Raw genomic sequence first — 18,514 nt, forward strand, 5'->3', positions numbered from 1 at the left:
GGGCGAAAGGGGTGGGAGCTGCGATGGCTCAGGCGAGTGCGAAGCCCGGGCGCGGCGGTCCCCGCCGTCCGACGGAGTGCACGAGAAGGCGGGTACGGGACCGGCGTGGCCGGTCCGAGCGGCGACCGGCGCGCCCGGGCACACGGCGGGGCGTGCCGAAGAGCGCGGCCACGAGCATCAGGGGCCGGAACGCGCAGGCCGCCACCGCGGCGAGCAGCTGGGCGAGCGCCCGCTCGCCGTGCCGCAGCCAGGCCGCCGCGAAGAGACCGACCGACACATGGGCGGCGAGCAGCAGCCACGGCAGGCCCGGGGCGGGGGAGTTCAGCAGGGCGGCCGCGGTACCGCTGCCGGGGGCGGCGACGCCCGGCAGCGGGGTGCCGAGGGCACCGCCGCACAGCACGTCCACGTCCACGCCCACCGCGCGCAGCGACCCGGTGACCGGCCCGCCGGACGGTCCGTAACAGACCGTCTGCCCGGCGGTGAACACCGTGTCGGCGGCCAGCTCCAACGGGACGAGCAGCGCCGCGATCGGGCCGAACCCGCGCTCCCGGCCGGCCAGCGCGTACGCGACGGCGAAGACACCGGCCGAGAGCAGGCCCACGGTCAGCAGGGGCAGCGGCACCTGGGACAGCAGCACATGGGCACCGGCGGACAGCGTCACGACCAGTGCCGTGAAGAGCGCCGCCCGCAGCCCCCTGAGCCGCTTCCCTGATATGTCCATAGCGGAGGAGAGTGTGCCATGCCTTCCTGTAAGACGCCCTTAAGGACGAGCTGTGAACGCGGCCTACAGGCCCGGTATCCGGCCGTTGCGGAACAGGTCCACGAAGATCTGGTGGTCCGCACGCGCGCGTGCCCCGTAGCTGTGGGCGAAATCGACGAGCAGGTCCCCGAAGCCCTCCTCGTCGGCCGCGATCGCCGCGTCGATGGCCCGCTCCGTCGAGAACGGCACCAGGGAGTGGCCGCTGGAGTCGTCCGCCGCCGCGTGCATCGTCGCCGTCGCCCGCCCCAGGTCGGCCACGGTCGCCGCGATCTCCACCGGGTCGTCGATGTCCGACCAGTCCAGGTCCACCGCGTACGGCGAGACCTCCGCGACCAGCTGCCCGACCCGGCGCCCTCCCTCTTCGATCTCTGTCCAGCCCAGCCACGGGTCCGCGTGCGCCTGGAGCGCCCGCTGGGAGATGACCGTGCGGTGGCCCTCGTGCTGGAAGTACTCCCGTACCGCCGCGTCCGTCACATGGCGCGAGACCGCAGGCGTCTGCGCCTGCTTCATGTAGATCACGACGTCGTTCTCCAGGGCGTCGCTGTTGCCCTCCAGGAGGATGTTGTACGAGGGGAGACCGGCCGAGCCGATCCCGATCCCGCGCCGCCCGACGACGTCCTTGACCCGGTACGAGTCGGGGCGCGCGAGCGAGGACTCCGGCAGGGTCTCCAGATAGCCGTCGAAGGCCGCCAGCACCTTGTAGCGCGTCGCCGCGTCCAGCTCGATGGAGCCGCCGCCGCCGGAGAACCGGCGCTCGAACTCACGGATCTCGGTCATCGACTCCAGGAGCCCGAAGCGGGTCAGCGAGCGCGCGTCCCGCAGGGCGTCCAGGAGCGGGCCCTCGGCCGTGTCGAGGGTGAAGGGCGGAACCTCGTCGTCCTTGGCGCCGACCGCCAGGGCGTGGATGCGCTCCCGGTAGGCGGCGGCGTAGATCCGTACCAGCTCCGTGATCTGCTCGTCACTGAGCGCCTTCGTGTAGCCGATCAGCGCGAGGGAGGCGGAGAGCCGCTTCAGGTCCCAGGTGAAGGGGCCGACGTACGCCTCGTCGAAGTCGTTGACGTTGAAGATCAGCCGGCCGTTGGCGTCCATGTACGTGCCGAAGTTCTCGGCGTGCAGATCGCCGTGGATCCACACCCGGCCGGTCCGCTCGTCCAGGTACGGCCCGCCGTGCTGCTCCTGCTCCAGGTCGGCGTAGAAAAGGCACGCCGTGCCCCGGTAGAAGGCGAAGGCGGAACCGGCCATCTTGCGGAACTTCACGCGGAAGGCGGCCGGGTCGGCGGCGAGAAGGTCACCGAAGGCGGTGTCGAAGACGGTGAGTATCTGCTCACCGCGTGCGGCGGCGGTGGGCTGGGGGACCGACATTCGAGGTGCCTCCTGGTGCAAGACTGTTCATGACAATTAGGACGGGCGTTCTGACGCTCTCAACGCGCGACGGTACCCCCGAGTGCCCACCCGCTGTCAGTGCGGAGACGTAGACTTCGACGCTGTTCCCCCAAAACTTCATTGGAGAGCTCTCGCCGTGACCAAGCCGCCCTTCACGCACCTTCACGTACACACCCAGTACTCGCTGCTGGACGGTGCCGCGCGGCTCAAGGACATGTTCAACGCGTGCAACGAGATGGGCATGACCCATATCGCCATGTCCGATCACGGCAACCTCCACGGCGCGTACGACTTCTTCCACTCGGCCAAGAAGGCCGGCGTCACGCCGATCATCGGCATCGAGGCGTACGTCGCCCCCGAGTCCCGGCGCAACAAGCGGAAGATCCAGTGGGGCCAGCCGCACCAGAAGAAGGACGACGTCTCCGGTTCGGGTGGTTACACCCACAAGACGATCTGGGCGGCGAACGCCACCGGACTGCACAACCTCTTCAAGCTCTCCTCCGACGCCTACGCCGAGGGCTGGCTGCAGAAGTGGCCCCGGATGGACAAGGAGACCATCTCCCAGTGGTCCGAGGGTCTGATCGCCTCCACCGGCTGCCCCTCCGGTGAGCTGCAGACCCGGCTGCGCCTCGGCCAGTTCGACGAGGCCCTGAAGTCCGCGTCCGAGTACCAGGACATCTTCGGCAAGGACCGGTACTTCCTGGAGCTGATGGACCACGGCATCGAGATCGAGCGCCGGGTCCGCGACGGGCTCCTGGAGATCGGCAAGAAGCTCGGCATCCCGCCGCTGGTCACCAACGACTCGCACTACACGTACGCGCACGAGGCGACCGCCCATGACGCGCTGCTGTGCATCCAGACCGGCAAGAACCTCTCCGACCCGGACCGCTTCAAGTTCGACGGCACCGGCTACTACCTGAAGTCCACGGACGAGATGTACGCCATCGACTCCTCGGACGCCTGGCAGGAGGGGTGCGCCAACACGCTCCTGGTCGCCCAGCAGATCGACACCGCCGGCATGTTCGAGGCCAAGAACCTCATGCCGAAGTTCGACATCCCCGAGGGATACACCGAGGTCACCTGGTTCCGCGAGGAGACCATGCGCGGCATGCACCGTCGTTTCCCCGACGGCATCCCGGACGACCGCATGAAGCAGGTCGAGTACGAGATGGACACGATCATCTCGATGGGCTTCCCGGGCTACTTCCTCGTCGTCGCCGACTTCATCATGTGGGCGAAGAAGCAGGGCATCGCGGTCGGCCCCGGCCGAGGCTCCGCGGCCGGCTCGATCGTCGCGTACGCCATGGGCATCACCGACCTCGACCCCATCCCGCACGGACTGATCTTCGAGCGCTTCCTCAACCCCGAGCGCATCTCGATGCCCGATGTCGACATCGACTTCGACGAGCGCCGGCGCGTCGAGGTGATCCGGTACGTGACCGAGAAGTACGGCGCCGACAAGGTCGCCATGATCGGCACGTACGGCAAGATCAAGGCGAAGAACGCCATCAAGGACTCCGCCCGCGTCCTCGGCTACCCGTACGCCATGGGCGACCGGCTCACCAAGGCCATGCCCGCCGACGTCCTCGGCAAGGGCATCGACCTCAACGGCATCACCGACCCCTCGCACCCGCGCTACAGCGAGGCCGGCGAGATCCGGGCGATGTACGAGAACGAGCCGGACGTGAAGAAGGTCATCGACACCGCCAAGGGTGTGGAGGGCCTGGTCCGGCAGATGGGTGTGCACGCGGCCGGCGTGATCATGTCCAGCGAGCCCATCGTCGACCACGCCCCGATCTGGGTGCGGCACACGGACGGCGTCACCATCACGCAGTGGGACTACCCCCAGTGCGAGTCGCTCGGCCTGCTGAAGATGGACTTCCTGGGCCTGCGGAACCTGACCATCATGGACGACGCCGTCAAGATGGTGAAGGCCAACAAGGGCATCGACCTCGACCTGCTCGCCCTGCCACTGGACGACCCGAAGACCTTCGAACTGCTCCAGCGCGGTGACACCCTCGGCGTCTTCCAGTTCGACGGCGGACCCATGCGGTCGCTGCTGCGGCTGATGAAGCCCGACAACTTCGAAGACATCTCCGCCGTGTCCGCCCTGTACCGGCCGGGCCCGATGGGCATGAACTCGCACACGAACTACGCCCTGCGCAAGAACAAGCAGCAGGAGATCACCCCGATCCACCCCGAGCTGGAGAAGCCGCTCGAAGAGGTGCTCGCGGTCACCTACGGCCTGATCGTCTACCAGGAGCAGGTGCAGAAGGCCGCCCAGATCATCGCCGGGTACTCCCTCGGCGAGGCCGACATCCTCCGCCGCGTGATGGGCAAGAAGAAGCCCGAGGAGCTGGCGAAGAACTTCGTCCTCTTCCAGAAGGGCGCCCGGGACAAGGGCTACAGCGACGAGGCCATCCAGGCCCTGTGGGACGTCCTGGTCCCCTTCGCCGGCTACGCCTTCAACAAGGCGCACTCCGCCGCGTACGGTCTCGTCTCGTACTGGACCGCGTACCTCAAGGCCAACTACCCGGCCGAGTACATGGCCGGACTGCTGACCTCGGTCAAGGACGACAAGGACAAGTCCGCGGTCTATCTGAACGAGTGCCGCCGCATGGGCATCAAGGTCCTGCCGCCGAACGTCAACGAGTCCGAGTCGAACTTCGCCGCCCAGGGCGACGACGTGATCCTCTTCGGCCTCTCCGCGGTCCGCAACGTCGGCACCAACGTGGTCGAGTCGATCATCAAGTCCCGCAAGGCGAAGGGGAAGTACTCCTCCTTCCCCGACTTCCTCGACAAGGTCGAGGCCGTCGTCTGCAACAAGCGGACCATCGAGTCGCTGATCAAGGCCGGCGCCTTCGACGAGATGGGCCACACCCGCAAGAGCCTGGTCGCCCACCACGAGCCGATGATCGACAACGTGGTCGCGGTCAAGCGCAAGGAGGCCGAGGGACAGTTCGATCTCTTCGGCGGCATGGGCGACGAGGCGAGCGACGAGCCCGGCTTCGGGCTGGACGTGGAGTTCTCCGACGTCGAGTGGGAGAAGTCCTACCTGCTCGCCCAGGAGCGCGAGATGCTCGGCCTCTACGTCTCCGACCACCCGCTCTTCGGCATCGAGCACGTCCTCTCCGACAAGACGGACGCGGCGATCTCCCAGCTGACCGGCGGCGAGCACGCGGACGGCGCGGTCGTCACCATCGGCGGCATCATCTCCGGCCTCCAGCGCAAGATGACCAAGCAGGGCAACGCCTGGGCCATCGCCACCGTCGAGGACCTGGCCGGCTCCATCGAGTGCATGTTCTTCCCGGCCACGTACCAGCTGGTCTCCACCCAGCTCGTCGAGGACACGGTCGTCTTCGTCAAGGGCCGCCTCGACAAGCGCGAGGACGTGCCCCGGCTGGTCGCCATGGAGCTGATGGTCCCCGACCTGTCGAACGCCGGGACCAACGCACCCGTAGTCCTGACCATCCCGACGGTGAAGGTCACCCCGCCGATGGTCAGCCGGCTGGGCGAGATCCTGGGGCACCACAAGGGAAACACCGAGGTACGGATCAAGCTCCAGGGCCCGCGCACCACGACCGTGCTGCGGCTCGACCGGCACCGGGTCCAGCCCGATCCCGCGCTCTTCGGCGACCTGAAGGTGCTGCTCGGGCCGTCCTGCCTGGCCGGGTAGCGGCGCTTCGTACACCTACGCGCGGAAGGGGCGCGCCCGTCGTCACGGGTGCGCCCCTTCCGGGGTTACGCGCGGTCAGTTGTGACCGAAGCGCTTCTGCCGGCCCTTGCGTGCCATGTCACCGGGAGTCACCTGCGAGGCGCGCTGTTCGGCCTGCGACTCGATCGACGACTGCTGCGCCTGCTGGGCGCCGCGCTCGGCCGGCGAGGACTGCTGCTGACTGCGGTTCTGCTTCTTGTTCTTGGCCATGGTGATGCCTCCTCAAAGGGATCTCGGGGCCAGGGCCGCTGTCAGACTCACACACCGGGTGAACCGTCGCATTTTGGATCATTACCGACAGTGAACGGGGCGTCGGCCGTCCATGCAGTGACATTCGCCACGCCGATGATCCAGTTCCGCCCGTCAACCTTCCGACGTTCGGGCAGACTCGAAGGAAATCCGAAGCAACTTCCGATCCCGAGGTTCCCGAAAGAGGGTGGAACACGTGGACCGCTGCGTCGTTCTGGTGGACGCCGGCTATCTGCTGGGCGCCGCCGCGAGCCTTCTCGCCGGGGAACCGGCCCGCTCCCGGATCACCGTCGACCACGCCGCCCTCATCCAGGGACTGCGCGAACGGGCCGAGGCGGACACCGAGCAGCCCCTGCTGCGCATCTACTGGTTCGACGGCGCGCCCGACCGGGTGCCCCAGCCCGAACACCGCAGGCTGCGGGTGATGCCGCGGGTCACCGTCCGGCTCGGCGCCCTGACCCGCAGCGACGGCCGCTGGGCCCAGAAGGGCGTCGACGCGGCCATGCACGCCGAGCTGACCGAGCTGGCCAGGAACCGCGCCTGCTCCGACGTGGTCCTCGTGACCGGCGACGGCGATCTGCTGCCCGGCCTGATGTCCGCCAAGGAACACGGCGTCGCCGTCCACCTCTGGGCCGTCCAGGCCGCCGACGGCGACTACAACCAGTCCGAGGACCTCGTCGCCGAGGCCGACGAACGCCGGGTCCTCGACCGGGCCTGGATCACCCGGGCCGTCCGCGCCAAGGACCTCGCCGGCATCTGCGCACCCCCGCCCGCCCCGCGCCCCGAGATCGCCGCGATCCTCTCCGCCCCGCTGCCCGAGTCGGCGCTCGCCGCCTCCGCCGAGCGGGCCGCCGAGGCGGCGGCCGAGCGGGCCGCCTCCGTACGCAACGGGGCGCAGGCCCCGGCGGCCGCCACGCACCCGCCCGTCGAGGAGCCGTCCGGTGCTCAGGCGCCCGCCGCCGGCAAGGGGGTCCCGACCCCCAAGGACCTCGCCGGACTGCGCGGACCCGGCGGACCGGCCGCGCCCGCGGGCCACCAGCCCACCGGCGCCACCCTCCGCTGGTCCTCCGACAAGGGCTGGATCGACCGCCCCACCGCCGCCCTCGGCGAGCCGCCCGAGACCGCGTCCCTGCCCACCCTCGCCCAGCTCACCAGCGCCGAACAGCGCTGGGCGGACCGCGAGGAGGACATCACCACCGTCGGCGGCGACCCCTTCGAGGTCGGGCAGGTGTTCGCCCGCCGCTGGATGGAACGGCTCCCCGAGCAGAGCCACGTCCAGAAGCTGTCCGTCATGTACCCGCGCATCCCGCACCGCATCGACGGCGAACTGCTCCGGTACGCCGCCAGGTTCGGCCTGCTCGCCCACAAGGACGACCAGATCGACGAGCACGACCGGTACGCGATCCGGGCGGGATTCTGGCGCGAGATCGACGTCAGGGCCGCCGCGGAACGCGCCCCCGCGGGGGAGTAGGCCGAAGGACCCCGTAGGCTCTTCCCCCGTGAGTACGGTGTGTGTGGTGCGGGATCTGGTCAAGACGTACCCCGCCGCGCGCGCCCGGCGGGGGACGCCCGCGACCCCCGAGATCCGCGCCACCGACGGCATCAGCCTCGATGTCCGCGGAGGAGAGATCTTCGGCCTGCTCGGGCCCAACGGCGCCGGCAAGTCCACGCTGGTCCGCCAGCTGACCGGCCTGATGCGCCCCGACTCCGGAACGGTCGAGCTGCTCGGCCACGATCTCGTACGCCACCCGGAGCGCGCCGCGCGCCTGCTCGCCTACCTCGGGCAGGAGTCCACCGCGCTCGACGAGCTGACGGTCGCGCTCGCCGCCGAGACCACCGGGCGCCTCCGCGGGCTCTCCGCGCGCGACGCGCGGGCCGGGAAGGACGCCGTCCTGGACGAGCTGGGCCTCACCGAGCTCGCCGCGCGGCCGCTGAGGAAGCTGTCGGGCGGACAGCGGCGGCTCGCCTGCGTCGCGGCCGCCCTGATCGGCGAACGGCCCGTCCTGGTCCTCGACGAGCCCACCACCGGCATGGACCCGATCGCCCGGCGGGCCGTCTGGTCCGCCGTCGACCGGCGGCGCGCCGAACACGGCACCACCGTGCTGCTCGTCACCCACAACGTGATCGAGGCCGAGACCGTACTGGACCGGGTCGCCGTCCTGGAGCGCGGGCGGGTCATCGCCTGCGACACCCCGGCCGGGCTCAAGGAGAAGGTCGCGGGCGAGGTCCGGGTCGACCTGGTGTGGCGCGAGCGCGCCCCGCTGGAGGTGCCCGAGGTCGCCGCGCTCCGCGGACTCGCCCAGGAGTCGGGGCGGCGCTGGACCCTCCGGCTCGCGCCGGACGAGGCCCGGGCGACGGTCGCCGCGGTGACGGGAGGGGCGGCGTTCGCGGCCCTGGACGACTTCACCCTGGCCACGCCGAGCCTGGAGGACGTGTATCTGGCGCTGGGCGGGGAGACGCAGGGGTTGGTCAAGGGGTGAGTCGGGTGAGGAGCTTGGGGCGTTTGAGGAGCCTGGGTTCGAGGAGCTTGAGGAGCTGTACGGAGTGAGTATCGTGCCCGCCCAGGCCGGGCAGGCCGCCTCGGCCGAGGTCGCGTCGGCCTGGGCTCCCGGCGTACCCGTCGAGAACGGGGGCGCGCCGCTGGCGCCGCGCGCCCGGCTGCTGCCCGCCCTCGCCGCCGTGTACCGCGCGCAGCTCTCGCGCGCCCGGGTCTCCCGTATCCCGCTGCTCTTCGTCGCGACGTTCCAGTCCGTCGGGATCATGGTTCTGATGCGGGGCGTCGTCGACGGCGGGTCGGAGGCGCGGGCCGTCGTGGCGGGCTCCTCGGTACTCGTCGTCGCGTTCGTCGCGCTCAACCTGCTCGCCCAGTACTTCGGGCAGCTGCGGGCGACCGGCGGCCTCGACCACTACGCCACGCTGCCGGTGCCGCCGGCGGCCGTCGTGCTGGGGGCGGCCGGGGCGTACGCGTCCTTCACGGTGCCGGGGACGGTGGTGACCGCGGTCATCGGGTCGCTGCTGTTCGGGCTGCCGCTGGGCCATCTCTGGATCCTCGCGGCGGTCGTGCCGCTCGCGGGGGCTGCGCTCGCCGGTCTCGGGGCGGCGCTCGGGCTGCTCGCGTCGCGCCAGGAACTCGCGACGCTGCTCGGGCAGCTGGGGATGTCGGCCGCGCTGCTGCTCGGCGTGCTGCCGGCGGACCGGCTGCCCGGTCCGGTCGGCTGGGCGCGGGACCTGCTGCCGTCGACGTACGGGGTGGAGGCGCTCGCCCGGACCTTCGACGCGCGCCCGGACTGGGCGGCGGTCGGTCTCGACCTCGCGGTGTGCGGGGTGGTGGGGGTCGTGTCGCTGGCGGTGGCGACGTGGGCGTACCGGCGGGCGGCGGTCCGCTGAGGCGGGACCGCGACGTGGGCGTGCCGGCGGGCGGCGGTCCGCTGAGGCGGGGCCGCGGCGTGGGCGTGCCTGCGGGCGGCGGTCCGCTGAGGCGGGACATTCCCGCACCTGGCACGATGGCGGGGTGACCGCACCGCTGACACCGCCTCACCAGCCGCCGTACGGGTGGCCCTCGCCCTATCCGCCCCTGCCTCCGGACGACGGGGCGCCGAACGTGGCGACGGAGCTCCGGCAGGCCGCGGTGGTGGCCGCGGTCTCGACGGTCGCCGGGGTGGCGCTGGGGCTGCTGTGGCTGTGGCTGGCGCCGCGGGTTCCGCTGATCTCGGACGGCAAGGCGGTGTTCCTCCGGCACAGCGAGGGGGAGTCGGCGGTCGGGGCGGACGGAACGTTCGTCCTGCTGGCGCTCGGGTTCGGCGTGGTGGCGGCGGCGCTCGTCTTCCTGTTCCACCGGCACGGGGGCGTGGCGCTGGTGCTCGCGCTGGCGGCGGGCGGTGTGCTGGGCTCGCTGCTCGGGTGGGGCGTGGGGACGTTCCTGGGCCCGACGCACGACGTGGTCGCCCACGCGAAGGAGGTGGGGGCGAACGTGGAGTTCGACGCGCCGCTGAAGCTGGAGATGTGGGCGGGCGCGATGCTGGCGTGGCCTCTCGCGGCCATGATCGTCCACCTCGCCCTGACGGCCCTCTTCGGCCCCCGCGACCCGGACGACGAATGGCCCCCGGCGTCCCCGCAGGCCTGAGGGGCAGTTCCCCCACCCCACCCCTCCCCGAAACCCTGACGGGACCGGGGGCTCCGCCCCCGACCCCCCATGCGGCAGCTTCGCGCCGCGGGCTCCGCACCCCGTGCGGCGGCTTCGCGCCGCGGGGATCCTGGGCGTCGCTCGGGTGGCCGTTCCCGGGAGGCGGCTGCGGGTCCCCGGGGTCAGCCGCGGCCGATGGGGGCCAGGAGGGCTGAGGTGAGGGTGGTCAGGGTGGTGGGGGTGAGTTCGACCTCCAGGCCGCGGCGGCCTGCTGAGATGCAGATCGTCTCGTGGGTCGTGGCCGAGGCGTCCAGGACCGTGCGGAGGCGTTTGCGCTGGCCCAGGGGGGAGATGCCGCCTCGGACGTAGCCCGTCGTGCGTTCGGCCAGGGCGGGGTCCGCCATCGACGCGCGTTTGCCGCCGACCGCCGAGGCCAGGGCCTTCAGGTCCAGCTGGCCGGCGACCGGGACGACCGCGACCGTCAGTTCGCCGTCGACGTCCGCGACCAGCGTCTTGAAGACCCGGTCGGGGGACACGCCCAGCGCCTCCGCCGCCTCCTCGCCGTACGAGGGCGACGCCGGGTCGTGGTCGTAGGAGTGGACCGTGAAGTCCACGCCGGCTGCCGTCAGCGCTACCGTCGCCGGGGTGCCGCCCGCCTGCTTCTTCTGCTTCTTCGCCACCGGAATCCTCCGTCAGTTCGGGCTCGTCGGCGCCCGCGTCAGCTCCACCGCCGGCAGCGACGGCAGATGACGGAGGACCGCCGTCTCCGAGCGCAGCAGCGTCAGTTCCTCGCGCAGCCTCGTCGCCGTGTCCGGTGCCTGGAGCAGTCGCTGCTTGGCCGGGGTGTCCAGGACGGCCGCCGCCGCGACCAGATACGACACCACCGACGGGTCGTCCGGCAGGTCACTCGTCGTCAGCGACCGCTCCCGCGCCCCCGCCAGCCGCTTCTGGTAGCTCCGGAACGCCCGCAGCACGCCCTCCGCGAGCGTGCCTGCCTCTTCGCCCTGCTCCTCCGGGATCTCCTCGACCTCGGCCACCAGGAACGGCCCGGTCGCGTCCACCGACAGCAGCTTCACCCGGGTCGTACCGGTGGCCATCACCTCGAAGCTGCCGTTCGCCCGCTCCCGGATCGTCGCCGCGTCGGCGATGCAGCCGACCCGGTGGAACGCCTGGATCGGGTCCGCGCCGAAGCCCGCCGCGGGCCCCTTCTCCGGCAGCGCCGTCTGGTCCGGCATCCCCGGCGCCGTCGGCGCGACCTCACGGCCGTCGCGGATCGCGACGACGGCGAAGCGGCGCGGCTCCGACTCGTCGGTCTTGAGCAGCTCGCGCATCATGGCGCGATACCGCTCCTCGAAGACGTTCAGCGGCAGCACAAGGCCGGGGAACAGCACCGCGTTGAGCGGGAAGAGGGGAAGGCGAGCGGTGGTCACAGCGGTCAAGAGTAATGGCCGCCGGGCGCACCCCGTCCGGCCCGTCCACGTCCGCTCCCGCGCAGCGGCCTCGCACGGGCCGCCGCGGCCCGCACCGCGTCCCGCGCGTCCAGGAAGCCGCCGAGCGGATCGTCCCCGACGAGCGCCCACGGGAACGTCGTCGCGTACGGGCCGATCCTCCGGAACTCCTCCAGCGCCTCCGCCCAGCGCCCCCGCCTGAACAGCACGTACACCAGCAGGTTGCGGACCTCCGAGGCCCACGGATCGCCCTCCGGGTGCTCCGCCGATAGTGCGATGCCCCGGTCCGCCGCGGCGTCGATCCGGTCCTCCTGCACCGGCCCGGGAGCGTCGAGGAGCTGGGCGAAGGCGGCGTTGACCGGGAGCCCCCGGGCCAGGGATCCGGGCGGTGCGTCCTCCGCGGCCTTCTCGGCGAAGTCGAAGCACTCGTGGTGCGAGCCGTACCACTGGGCCGACAGATACCGGAGCGCCGCGACATGGCAGCCGTAGTGGTGCGGGGCACGGCGCACGGCCTGCTCCCACAGCGACTCGAAGGCCGTGTGCCCGGCGTGCGTGCCCCGTGCGTGGTCCAGGGCGAGCCGCCACGGCACCGGGTCGCCGGGCGAGGCCTCCGCGGCCGCGTCGATCAGCGGCCCGAGCTCGCGCAGCCGCTCGGCGCGGGCCGGCGACACCCAGGCCCGGCGCACCGCGAGCTCCGCCTTGACGAGCAGCGCGTCCGGGTCGGTGGGCGAGACGGCCAGCCAGTGGGTCAGCCACTCGTCACGGCTGTACGCGAACGTGGCGAGCCGCGCCACGTACCGGTCCCGCTTCTCCCACTCGGCGGCGTCCCGGGTCGTCGCGAGCAGCTTGGCGGCGGGCTCGGGGTCGGCGAGGGCGGCCGCCACCAGCGCCGGGGCGAGCCATTCGTCCGGCGCGTCGAGCAGCACGTCGTCGTCCGGCGGCAGAGCGGCGTCGAGCCGCGGAGCAAGCCGGACCATCCGGGCGGTGCCGATCAGGGCGCGGAGCAATGACATCGTGCGGACCATTCAAAAACCGCAGGTGGGGGCCGCGCCAGTCGGGGACTGTGAAGCTTTGGTAGCGGCGGGAAAGTTGTCCTGCCGGAGGTCAAGACAGCGTAAAGAAAGGGGTGGGGGTCGGCAGAATCCGCCCCTCTCGTCCTTCCCCTCACCCCCGCCGCAGCAGCCTCGACGCCCCCGCCGCCACCGTCGTCGCCAGCACCCAGCCGAGCAGGATGAGGACCGTCGCGGCCCACTGCCACAGGCCCTCCAGACGCCAGTAGCCGTCCTGGCCCAGGTTGATCACCGGTAGCAGCAGATCCAGCGCGAACAGCGTGGCGTTCCAGTTCGGCGACTCCTCCGCCTTCAGCGGCATCGGGTCGTACCGCGAGAACGCCAGCGCCCCCGCCGCCCACAGCACCGCCATCCACAGCGCCGCCCGGCCCGGCCGGTAGCCGTACGCCACCGTCCAGTCCTGGAGATAGCCCCAGAGCTTTCCGGCCACCGGCAGCGTCTCCCGCCGCCGGCGCTGCTTGGCGAGCAGCACCACCCGGGCGTCCGCGTCCTCCCCGCTGTTGCGCAGCACCGTCGCCAGACGTTCGTACGGCTCCGGGGCGTACTCCGGAGTCGCCGCCGCCACCCACTCCAGACGGCGCGCCAGTGGGAAGTGCCCGTACGGCACGAGGTTCTCGTAGACGAAGCCGTTCATCGACAGACCGCCGGGACCCGGCCAGCTCGTGGAGAGGTCGATCAGCGTCACCACACGGGCGCCGTTGAGCACCACCCGCCCCTCCTCCGGGCGCTCCCCGTTGAACCGCAGCTCCGGGGTGACGATCCGGCGCAGCGACACCTCCTCCCGCTTCGACCCGTCCAACACGAACCGCGCGTAGTGCAGGTCCACCGCGTCGCCGAACCGCCCGTCGTCGAGCCGCACCCCGCCGTGGCACTCCACCGGCTTGCGCAGCGCGCCCCGCACCGGGGTGTACCCGATGCCGTACGGGGGAGTGGCCGTCGAGTTCCCCGAACCCTCGTACACCCACGCCGCGTTGAGATACAGCGAGCGCTCCACCGTCAGCTGCGGCGCGTTCAGCGCGCGCCGCTGCTGCGCCCCGCGCAGCACACTGCCCCGCAGGCTCAGCGAGACGCCCACCTTCGCCCCGCGCAGGCTCAGCTCGCCGTACGTCTCGATCAGCTCGGCCTGGAGGTCCTGCGCCACCGCGAGACCGTCCGCGGTGATCGCCCGGCCGCGCCGGTCCGGCCACACCCGGATCTGGTTGATCAGCAGGTCGGTGCCTATCTGCGCGTCCGTCAGCCGGATGCCCCGCTGCACGCGACATCGCGGCAGATGCAGATCGCCCTGAGTGTGCAGCCGCGCCGCCTCCAGGCGGGGTATCGCGCACTCCACCATCCGCACCGTGCCGAAGCGCGCCTCGGGCAGCACGATCTCCTGGTCGAAACGGCAGCGGCTCCACTCCACGTACGGGTCGATCGTCCCGCCGGCCAGATTGAGCACCCCGGTGATCCGCACTCCGCGCAGCTTCAGCGCCGCGACCCGCCCGGAGCGCGCCGACGGCCCGTCGAGCAGCAGCAGCGCCACCACCTCGGCGCGCACACTGCGCTCCTCACCCCACACCTCCGTCCCGAAAGGATCGTCCCGCGCCGCGTCCCCCTCGCTCAGATCACAGGCCCTGCCGATCCGGAAGGCCCGCCACATGGCCCGCTCCGGGCCGGTGAGACCGTCCGGCATTCCGTCCTCGTGCGGCTCGGTCACTGCCGCCCCCTCGCTTTCCACGAACCCGCTTCCCCGGATTCGTACAGCCGTTCTTCCCGCTGAGTGACGGACTGAACGCTAACGGTCAGCTGTGGCGACAAGACGCCAGTGTGGCTCGTATCAGCCAGTGATACAGGCGTCCGACGCTTGTGGGGCGTCTGCGAGAATTGACCCGTGATCTCTCGTATCGACCTGCGCGGCGACGCCCTCCCCGAGGGTGGCGCACTGCGCGACCTGCTGCCCCGTGCCGAGTTCGACGTGGAAGCCGCCCTGGAGAAGGTGCGGCCCATCTGCGAGGACGTCCATCATCGGGGCGACGCGGCGCTGGTCGAGTACGCGGAGAAGTTCGACGGTGTGACGCTGGAGCACGTGCGCGTGCCGGCCGAGGCGCTCGCCGAGGCCCTGGAGCAGCTCGACCCGGCCGTCCGGGCGGCCCTCGAGGAGTCCATCCGCCGAGCCCGGATCGTCCACCGCGCGCAGCGCCGCTCCCCGCACACCACCCAGGTCGTGCCCGGCGGCACGGTCACCGAGAAGTGGATCCCCGTCCAGCGCGTCGGCCTCTACGTGCCCGGCGGCCGCTCGGTCTACCCCTCCTCCGTGATCATGAACGCCGTCCCGGCGCAGGAGGCGGGTGTCGAGTCCCTCGCGCTCGCGTCCCCGCCGCAGAAGGAGTTCGGGGGCCTGCCGCACCCGACGATCCTGGCCGCGTGCGCGCTGCTCGGCGTCGACGAGGTGTACGCCGTCGGCGGCGCCCAGGCCGTCGCGATGTTCGCGTACGGCACCGAGTCCTGCCCGCCCGCCAACATGGTCACCGGCCCCGGCAACATCTGGGTCGCCGCCGCCAAGCGCTACTTCACCGGCAGGATCGGCATCGACGCCGAGGCCGGCCCGACCGAGATCGCGATCCTCGCGGACGACACGGCCGACCCGGTGCACGTCGCCGCCGACCTCATCAGCCAGGCCGAGCACGACCCGATGGCCGCCGCCGTCCTCGTCACCGACTCCGAGGAACTGGCCGCCGCCACCGAGGCCGAGCTGAAGACCCAGGTCGCCGCCACCAAGCACATCGACGACCGGATCGTGCCGGCACTGGCCGGAAAGCAGTCCGCGATCGTCCTCGTCAGGGACCTGGAGGACGGCCTCAAGGTCGTCGACGCGTACGGTGCCGAGCACCTGGAGATCCAGACCGCCGACGCCGCCGCCCGCGCCGAGCGCGTCCGCAACGCGGGCGCGATCTTCGTCGGCCCCTGGGCGCCGGTCTCCCTCGGCGACTACTGCGCCGGCTCCAACCACGTGCTGCCCACCGGCGGTTGCGCCTGCCACTCCTCGGGCCTGTCCGTCCAGTCCTTCCTGCGCGGAGTCCACATCGTGGACTACACCCGCGACGCCCTCGCCGACGTCACCCACCACGTGGTGACCCTCGCCGAGGCCGAGGACCTGCCCGCCCACGGTGCCGCGCTCAAGGCGCGCTTCGGATGGAAGGTGCCCGGCAAGTGAACATCGGCATCGACGACCTCCCCATCCGGGACGAGCTCCGCGGCAAGTCCCCCTACGGCGCGCCCCAGCTCGACGTCCCCGTCCAGCTGAACACCAACGAGAACCCCTACCCGCTGCCCGAGCCCCTGGTGGCCCGGATCGCGGAGCGGGTCGCCGAGGCCGCCCGCGGCCTCAACCGCTACCCCGACCGGGACGCGATCGAGCTCCGCACCGAGCTCGCCCGCTACCTCACCCGTACCGGAAAGCACCCGGTCGCCGTCGAGAACGTCTGGGCGGCCAACGGCTCCAACGAGGTCCTCCAGCAGCTGCTGCAGACCTTCGGCGGCCCCGGCCGTACGGCCATCGGCTTCGAGCCCTCGTACTCGATGCACGCGCTCATCGCGCGCGGCACCGGCACCGGCTGGATCTCCGGCCCGCGAAACGACGACTTCACCATCGACGTCGAGGCGGCCGAGAAGGCCATCGCCGAGAACCGTCCGGACGTCGTCTTCATCACCTCGCCCAACAACCCCACCGGCACGGCGGTCGAGGCCGAGACGGTCCGCGCGCTGTACGAGGCCGCCCAGGCCGCCAAGGCTGTCACTGGCGGGGCCTGCGTCGTGGTCGACGAGGCGTATGTCGAATTCAGCCACCGCGATTCGCTGCTGCCGCTGATCGAGGGCCGGCCGAACCTGGTCGTCTCCCGCACCATGTCCAAGGCCTTCGGCGCGGCCGGCCTGCGCCTGGGCTATCTGGCCGCCCACCCGGCCGTCGTCGACGCCGTGCAGCTCGTACGCCTGCCGTACCACCTGTCCGCCGTCACGCAGGCCACCGCGCTGGCCGCCCTGGAGCACACCGATACGCTCCTCGGGTACGTCGAGCAGCTCAAGGCCGAGCGTGACCGCCTGGTCACCGAGCTGCGAGCGATCGGCTACGAGGTCACCGAGTCCGACGCCAACTTCGTCCAGTTCGGCCGTTTCGACGGAGCCGAGGGCTCCCACGAGGCCTGGCGGAAGATCCTCGACCGGGGCGTCCTGGTCCGGGACAACGGCGTACCGGGCTGGCTGCGGGTCACCGCCGGCACACCGGAAGAGAACGACGCGTTCCTCGACGCGGTCCGTGAAGTCAAGAAGGAGCAGAGCGCATGAGCCGCGTAGGAAGAGTCGAGCGCACCACCAAGGAGACCTCCGTCGTCGTCGAGATCGACCTCGACGGCACCGGAAAGGTCGACGTGTCGACCGGTGTCGGCTTCTACGACCACATGCTCGACCAGCTCGGCCGCCACGGGCTCTTCGACCTCACCGTCAAGACCGACGGCGACCTGCACATCGACACCCACCACACCATCGAGGACACCGCCCTCGCGCTCGGCGCCGCGTTCAAGCAGGCCCTCGGCGACAAGGTCGGCATCTACCGCTTCGGCAACTGCACCGTCCCGCTGGACGAGTCGCTGGCCCAGGTCACCGTCGACCTCTCCGGCCGCCCCTACCTCGTGCACACCGAGCCCGAGAACATGGCGCCGATGATCGGCTCCTACGACACGACGATGACCCGGCACATCTTCGAGTCCTTCGTCGCGCAGGCGCAGATCGCGCTGCACATCCACGTCCCGTACGGGCGCAACGCCCACCACATCGTGGAGTGCCAGTTCAAGGCGCTGGCCCGGGCCCTGCGCTACGCCTCCGAGCGCGACCCGCGCGCGGCGGGCATCCTGCCGTCCACGAAGGGCGCCCTCTAACTCCATGACCGGCCTCTCCACCATCCTCATCGTCGTCGGGCTCTTCCTCGCCGGCGGTGTGTACTCCTTCTCCAAGCAGAAGCTGCCCAAGGGCGTGATCGTCGTCCTCGCCATCGCCTCCGTGATGTGCCTGGTCGCGGGCGTCCTTCGGATTCAGGGAATCTGGGAATGACGGGAATGAGCACTCCGCGTACGTCTCCGAGTACGTCCAATCCGAGTACGTCCAAGAAGGTCGTCGTCCTCGACTACGGCTTCGGCAACGTCCGCTCCGCCGAGCGCGCCCTCGCCCACGTCGGCGCCGACGTCGAGATCACCCGCGACTACGACAAGGCCATGAACGCCGACGGACTCCTCGTCCCCGGCGTCGGCGCCTTCTCCGCCTGCATGAAGGGCCTCAAGGAGGTGCGCGGCGAGTGGATCATCGACCGCCGGCTCTCCGGCGGACGCCCCGTCATGGGCATCTGCGTCGGCATGCAGATCCTCTTCGCCCGGGGCATCGAGCACGGCGTGGAGACCGAGGGCCTCGACGAGTGGCCCGGTACGGTCGAACCGCTGAACGCCCCGATCGTGCCCCACATGGGCTGGAACACCGTCGAGGCGCCCGAGGACACCGAGCTGTTCGCGGGCCTCGACGCCGACGCCCGGTTCTACTTCGTGCACTCCTACGGAGTGCGGGAGTGGAGCCTGGAGGTCGGCAACCCCAAGATCCGCGCCCCCAAGGTCACCTGGGCCACCCACGGCGAGCCGTTCGTCGCGGCCGTCGAGAACGGCGCCCTGTGGGCGACCCAGTTCCACCCCGAGAAGTCCGGCGACGCCGGAGCCCAGCTGCTGAAGAACTGGATCGGAACGCTGTGAC

Annotated in this window: 17 protein-coding genes; 10 read left to right on the plus strand and 7 right to left on the minus strand. The window is 71.3% G+C overall.

What is annotated here, in order from left to right; all coding sequences use genetic code 11:
* Positions 1-28: 28 nt before the first annotated feature.
* Positions 29-721 carry a hypothetical protein gene (locus ACZ4VI_RS22630; protein WP_468001739.1) on the minus strand — a complete coding sequence of 231 codons (693 nt, stop codon included), beginning with the start codon at positions 719-721 and terminating at the stop codon, positions 29-31.
* Positions 722-784: 63 nt separating this feature from the next.
* Positions 785-2,122: a DUF2252 domain-containing protein gene (locus tag ACZ4VI_RS22635; RefSeq protein WP_468001741.1), complete on the minus strand. Its 1,338-nt coding sequence runs from the start codon at positions 2,120-2,122 to the stop codon at positions 785-787.
* A 157-nt stretch (positions 2,123-2,279) separates the two neighbouring features.
* On the opposite strand from ACZ4VI_RS22635, the gene dnaE reads away from it, so the two are divergent.
* Positions 2,280-5,819, plus strand: coding sequence for a DNA polymerase III subunit alpha (dnaE, locus tag ACZ4VI_RS22640; RefSeq protein ID WP_468001743.1), 3,540 nt, complete (start codon positions 2,280-2,282; stop codon positions 5,817-5,819).
* Positions 5,820-5,894: 75 nt separating this feature from the next.
* Here dnaE and ACZ4VI_RS22645 read toward each other — a convergent pair whose 3' ends face one another.
* Positions 5,895-6,068 (minus strand): hypothetical protein, encoded by a 174-nt coding sequence (locus ACZ4VI_RS22645; protein ID WP_468001745.1) that lies wholly within the window; start codon positions 6,066-6,068, stop codon positions 5,895-5,897.
* 226 nt (positions 6,069-6,294) lie between these two features.
* On the opposite strand from ACZ4VI_RS22645, the gene ACZ4VI_RS22650 reads away from it, so the two are divergent.
* From ACZ4VI_RS22650 to ACZ4VI_RS22665, 4 genes are all read left to right on the plus strand, one after another.
* Positions 6,295-7,578, plus strand: coding sequence for an NYN domain-containing protein (locus ACZ4VI_RS22650; RefSeq protein WP_468001747.1), 1,284 nt, complete (start codon positions 6,295-6,297; stop codon positions 7,576-7,578).
* A 37-nt stretch (positions 7,579-7,615) separates the two neighbouring features.
* Positions 7,616-8,587 carry an ABC transporter ATP-binding protein gene (locus tag ACZ4VI_RS22655; RefSeq protein ID WP_468001891.1) on the plus strand — a complete coding sequence of 324 codons (972 nt, stop codon included), beginning with the start codon at positions 7,616-7,618 and terminating at the stop codon, positions 8,585-8,587.
* Positions 8,588-8,651: 64 nt separating this feature from the next.
* Entirely contained in the window at positions 8,652-9,494 is an 843-nt protein-coding gene (locus ACZ4VI_RS22660; protein ID WP_468001748.1) for an ABC transporter permease, read from the plus strand.
* Between the two features lie 124 nt (positions 9,495-9,618).
* The gene (locus ACZ4VI_RS22665; protein WP_468001750.1) at positions 9,619-10,230 is read left to right on the plus strand and encodes a DUF2567 domain-containing protein; all 612 of its coding nucleotides are present in this window, start codon (positions 9,619-9,621) and stop codon (positions 10,228-10,230) included.
* Positions 10,231-10,412: 182 nt separating this feature from the next.
* Here the strand turns inward: ACZ4VI_RS22665 and ybaK are convergent, their stop codons facing one another.
* From ybaK to ACZ4VI_RS22685, 4 genes are all read right to left on the minus strand, one after another.
* Positions 10,413-10,910 (minus strand): Cys-tRNA(Pro) deacylase, encoded by a 498-nt coding sequence (gene ybaK / locus ACZ4VI_RS22670; RefSeq protein ID WP_468001752.1) that lies wholly within the window; start codon positions 10,908-10,910, stop codon positions 10,413-10,415.
* A gap of 12 nt (positions 10,911-10,922) precedes the next feature.
* A complete protein-coding gene (locus ACZ4VI_RS22675) occupies positions 10,923-11,660 on the minus strand; it encodes an LON peptidase substrate-binding domain-containing protein (protein ID WP_468001754.1) in 738 nt (245 codons plus the stop codon).
* A gap of 5 nt (positions 11,661-11,665) precedes the next feature.
* Positions 11,666-12,703, minus strand: a complete 1,038-nt coding sequence (locus tag ACZ4VI_RS22680) for a hypothetical protein (RefSeq protein WP_468001756.1) — start codon at positions 12,701-12,703, stop codon at positions 11,666-11,668.
* Between the two features lie 139 nt (positions 12,704-12,842).
* Positions 12,843-14,444: an oxidoreductase gene (locus ACZ4VI_RS22685; protein WP_468001758.1), complete on the minus strand. Its 1,602-nt coding sequence runs from the start codon at positions 14,442-14,444 to the stop codon at positions 12,843-12,845.
* 174 nt (positions 14,445-14,618) lie between these two features.
* Between ACZ4VI_RS22685 and hisD the strand changes: the two genes are divergently transcribed.
* Genes hisD through hisH form a run of 5 tightly spaced genes read left to right on the plus strand, consistent with a single transcriptional unit; the run spans position 14,619 to position 18,513 of the window.
* Positions 14,619-15,941, plus strand: coding sequence for a histidinol dehydrogenase (gene hisD, locus ACZ4VI_RS22690; RefSeq protein WP_468001760.1), 1,323 nt, complete (start codon positions 14,619-14,621; stop codon positions 15,939-15,941).
* Positions 15,938-17,068: a histidinol-phosphate transaminase gene (locus ACZ4VI_RS22695; RefSeq protein ID WP_468001762.1), complete on the plus strand. Its 1,131-nt coding sequence runs from the start codon at positions 15,938-15,940 to the stop codon at positions 17,066-17,068. The genes hisD and ACZ4VI_RS22695 overlap by 4 nt, the downstream gene beginning before the upstream one ends.
* On the plus strand, positions 17,065-17,658 hold the full coding sequence (gene hisB / locus ACZ4VI_RS22700; RefSeq protein WP_315890890.1) for an imidazoleglycerol-phosphate dehydratase HisB: 594 nt from the start codon (positions 17,065-17,067) through the stop codon (positions 17,656-17,658). Before ACZ4VI_RS22695 ends, hisB begins: the two co-directional genes overlap by 4 nt.
* Positions 17,659-17,662: 4 nt before the next feature.
* The gene (locus ACZ4VI_RS22705) at positions 17,663-17,830 is read left to right on the plus strand and encodes a hypothetical protein (RefSeq protein WP_260228758.1); all 168 of its coding nucleotides are present in this window, start codon (positions 17,663-17,665) and stop codon (positions 17,828-17,830) included.
* Between the two features lie 5 nt (positions 17,831-17,835).
* Positions 17,836-18,513: an imidazole glycerol phosphate synthase subunit HisH gene (hisH, locus tag ACZ4VI_RS22710; RefSeq protein ID WP_468001765.1), complete on the plus strand. Its 678-nt coding sequence runs from the start codon at positions 17,836-17,838 to the stop codon at positions 18,511-18,513.
* Position 18,514: the final 1 nt, after the last annotated feature.

This window comes from Streptomyces sp. NPDC029169, assembly GCF_055563935.1.

Bases quoted from the DNA above. Each gene is read 5' to 3' on its own strand.
- hisH (WP_468001765.1), top strand. From the start codon at position 17,836: ATGAGCACTCCGCGTACGTCTCCGAGTACGTCCAATCCGAGTACGTCC.
- ACZ4VI_RS22635 (WP_468001741.1), bottom strand. From the start codon at position 2,122: ATGTCGGTCCCCCAGCCCACCGCCGCCGCACGCGGTGAGCAGATACTC.
- hisB (WP_315890890.1), top strand. From the start codon at position 17,065: ATGAGCCGCGTAGGAAGAGTCGAGCGCACCACCAAGGAGACCTCCGTC.
- ACZ4VI_RS22680 (WP_468001756.1), bottom strand. From the start codon at position 12,703: ATGGTCCGCACGATGTCATTGCTCCGCGCCCTGATCGGCACCGCCCGG.
- ACZ4VI_RS22630 (WP_468001739.1), bottom strand. From the start codon at position 721: ATGGACATATCAGGGAAGCGGCTCAGGGGGCTGCGGGCGGCGCTCTTC.
- ACZ4VI_RS22645 (WP_468001745.1), bottom strand. From the start codon at position 6,068: ATGGCCAAGAACAAGAAGCAGAACCGCAGTCAGCAGCAGTCCTCGCCG.
- ACZ4VI_RS22705 (WP_260228758.1), top strand. From the start codon at position 17,663: ATGACCGGCCTCTCCACCATCCTCATCGTCGTCGGGCTCTTCCTCGCC.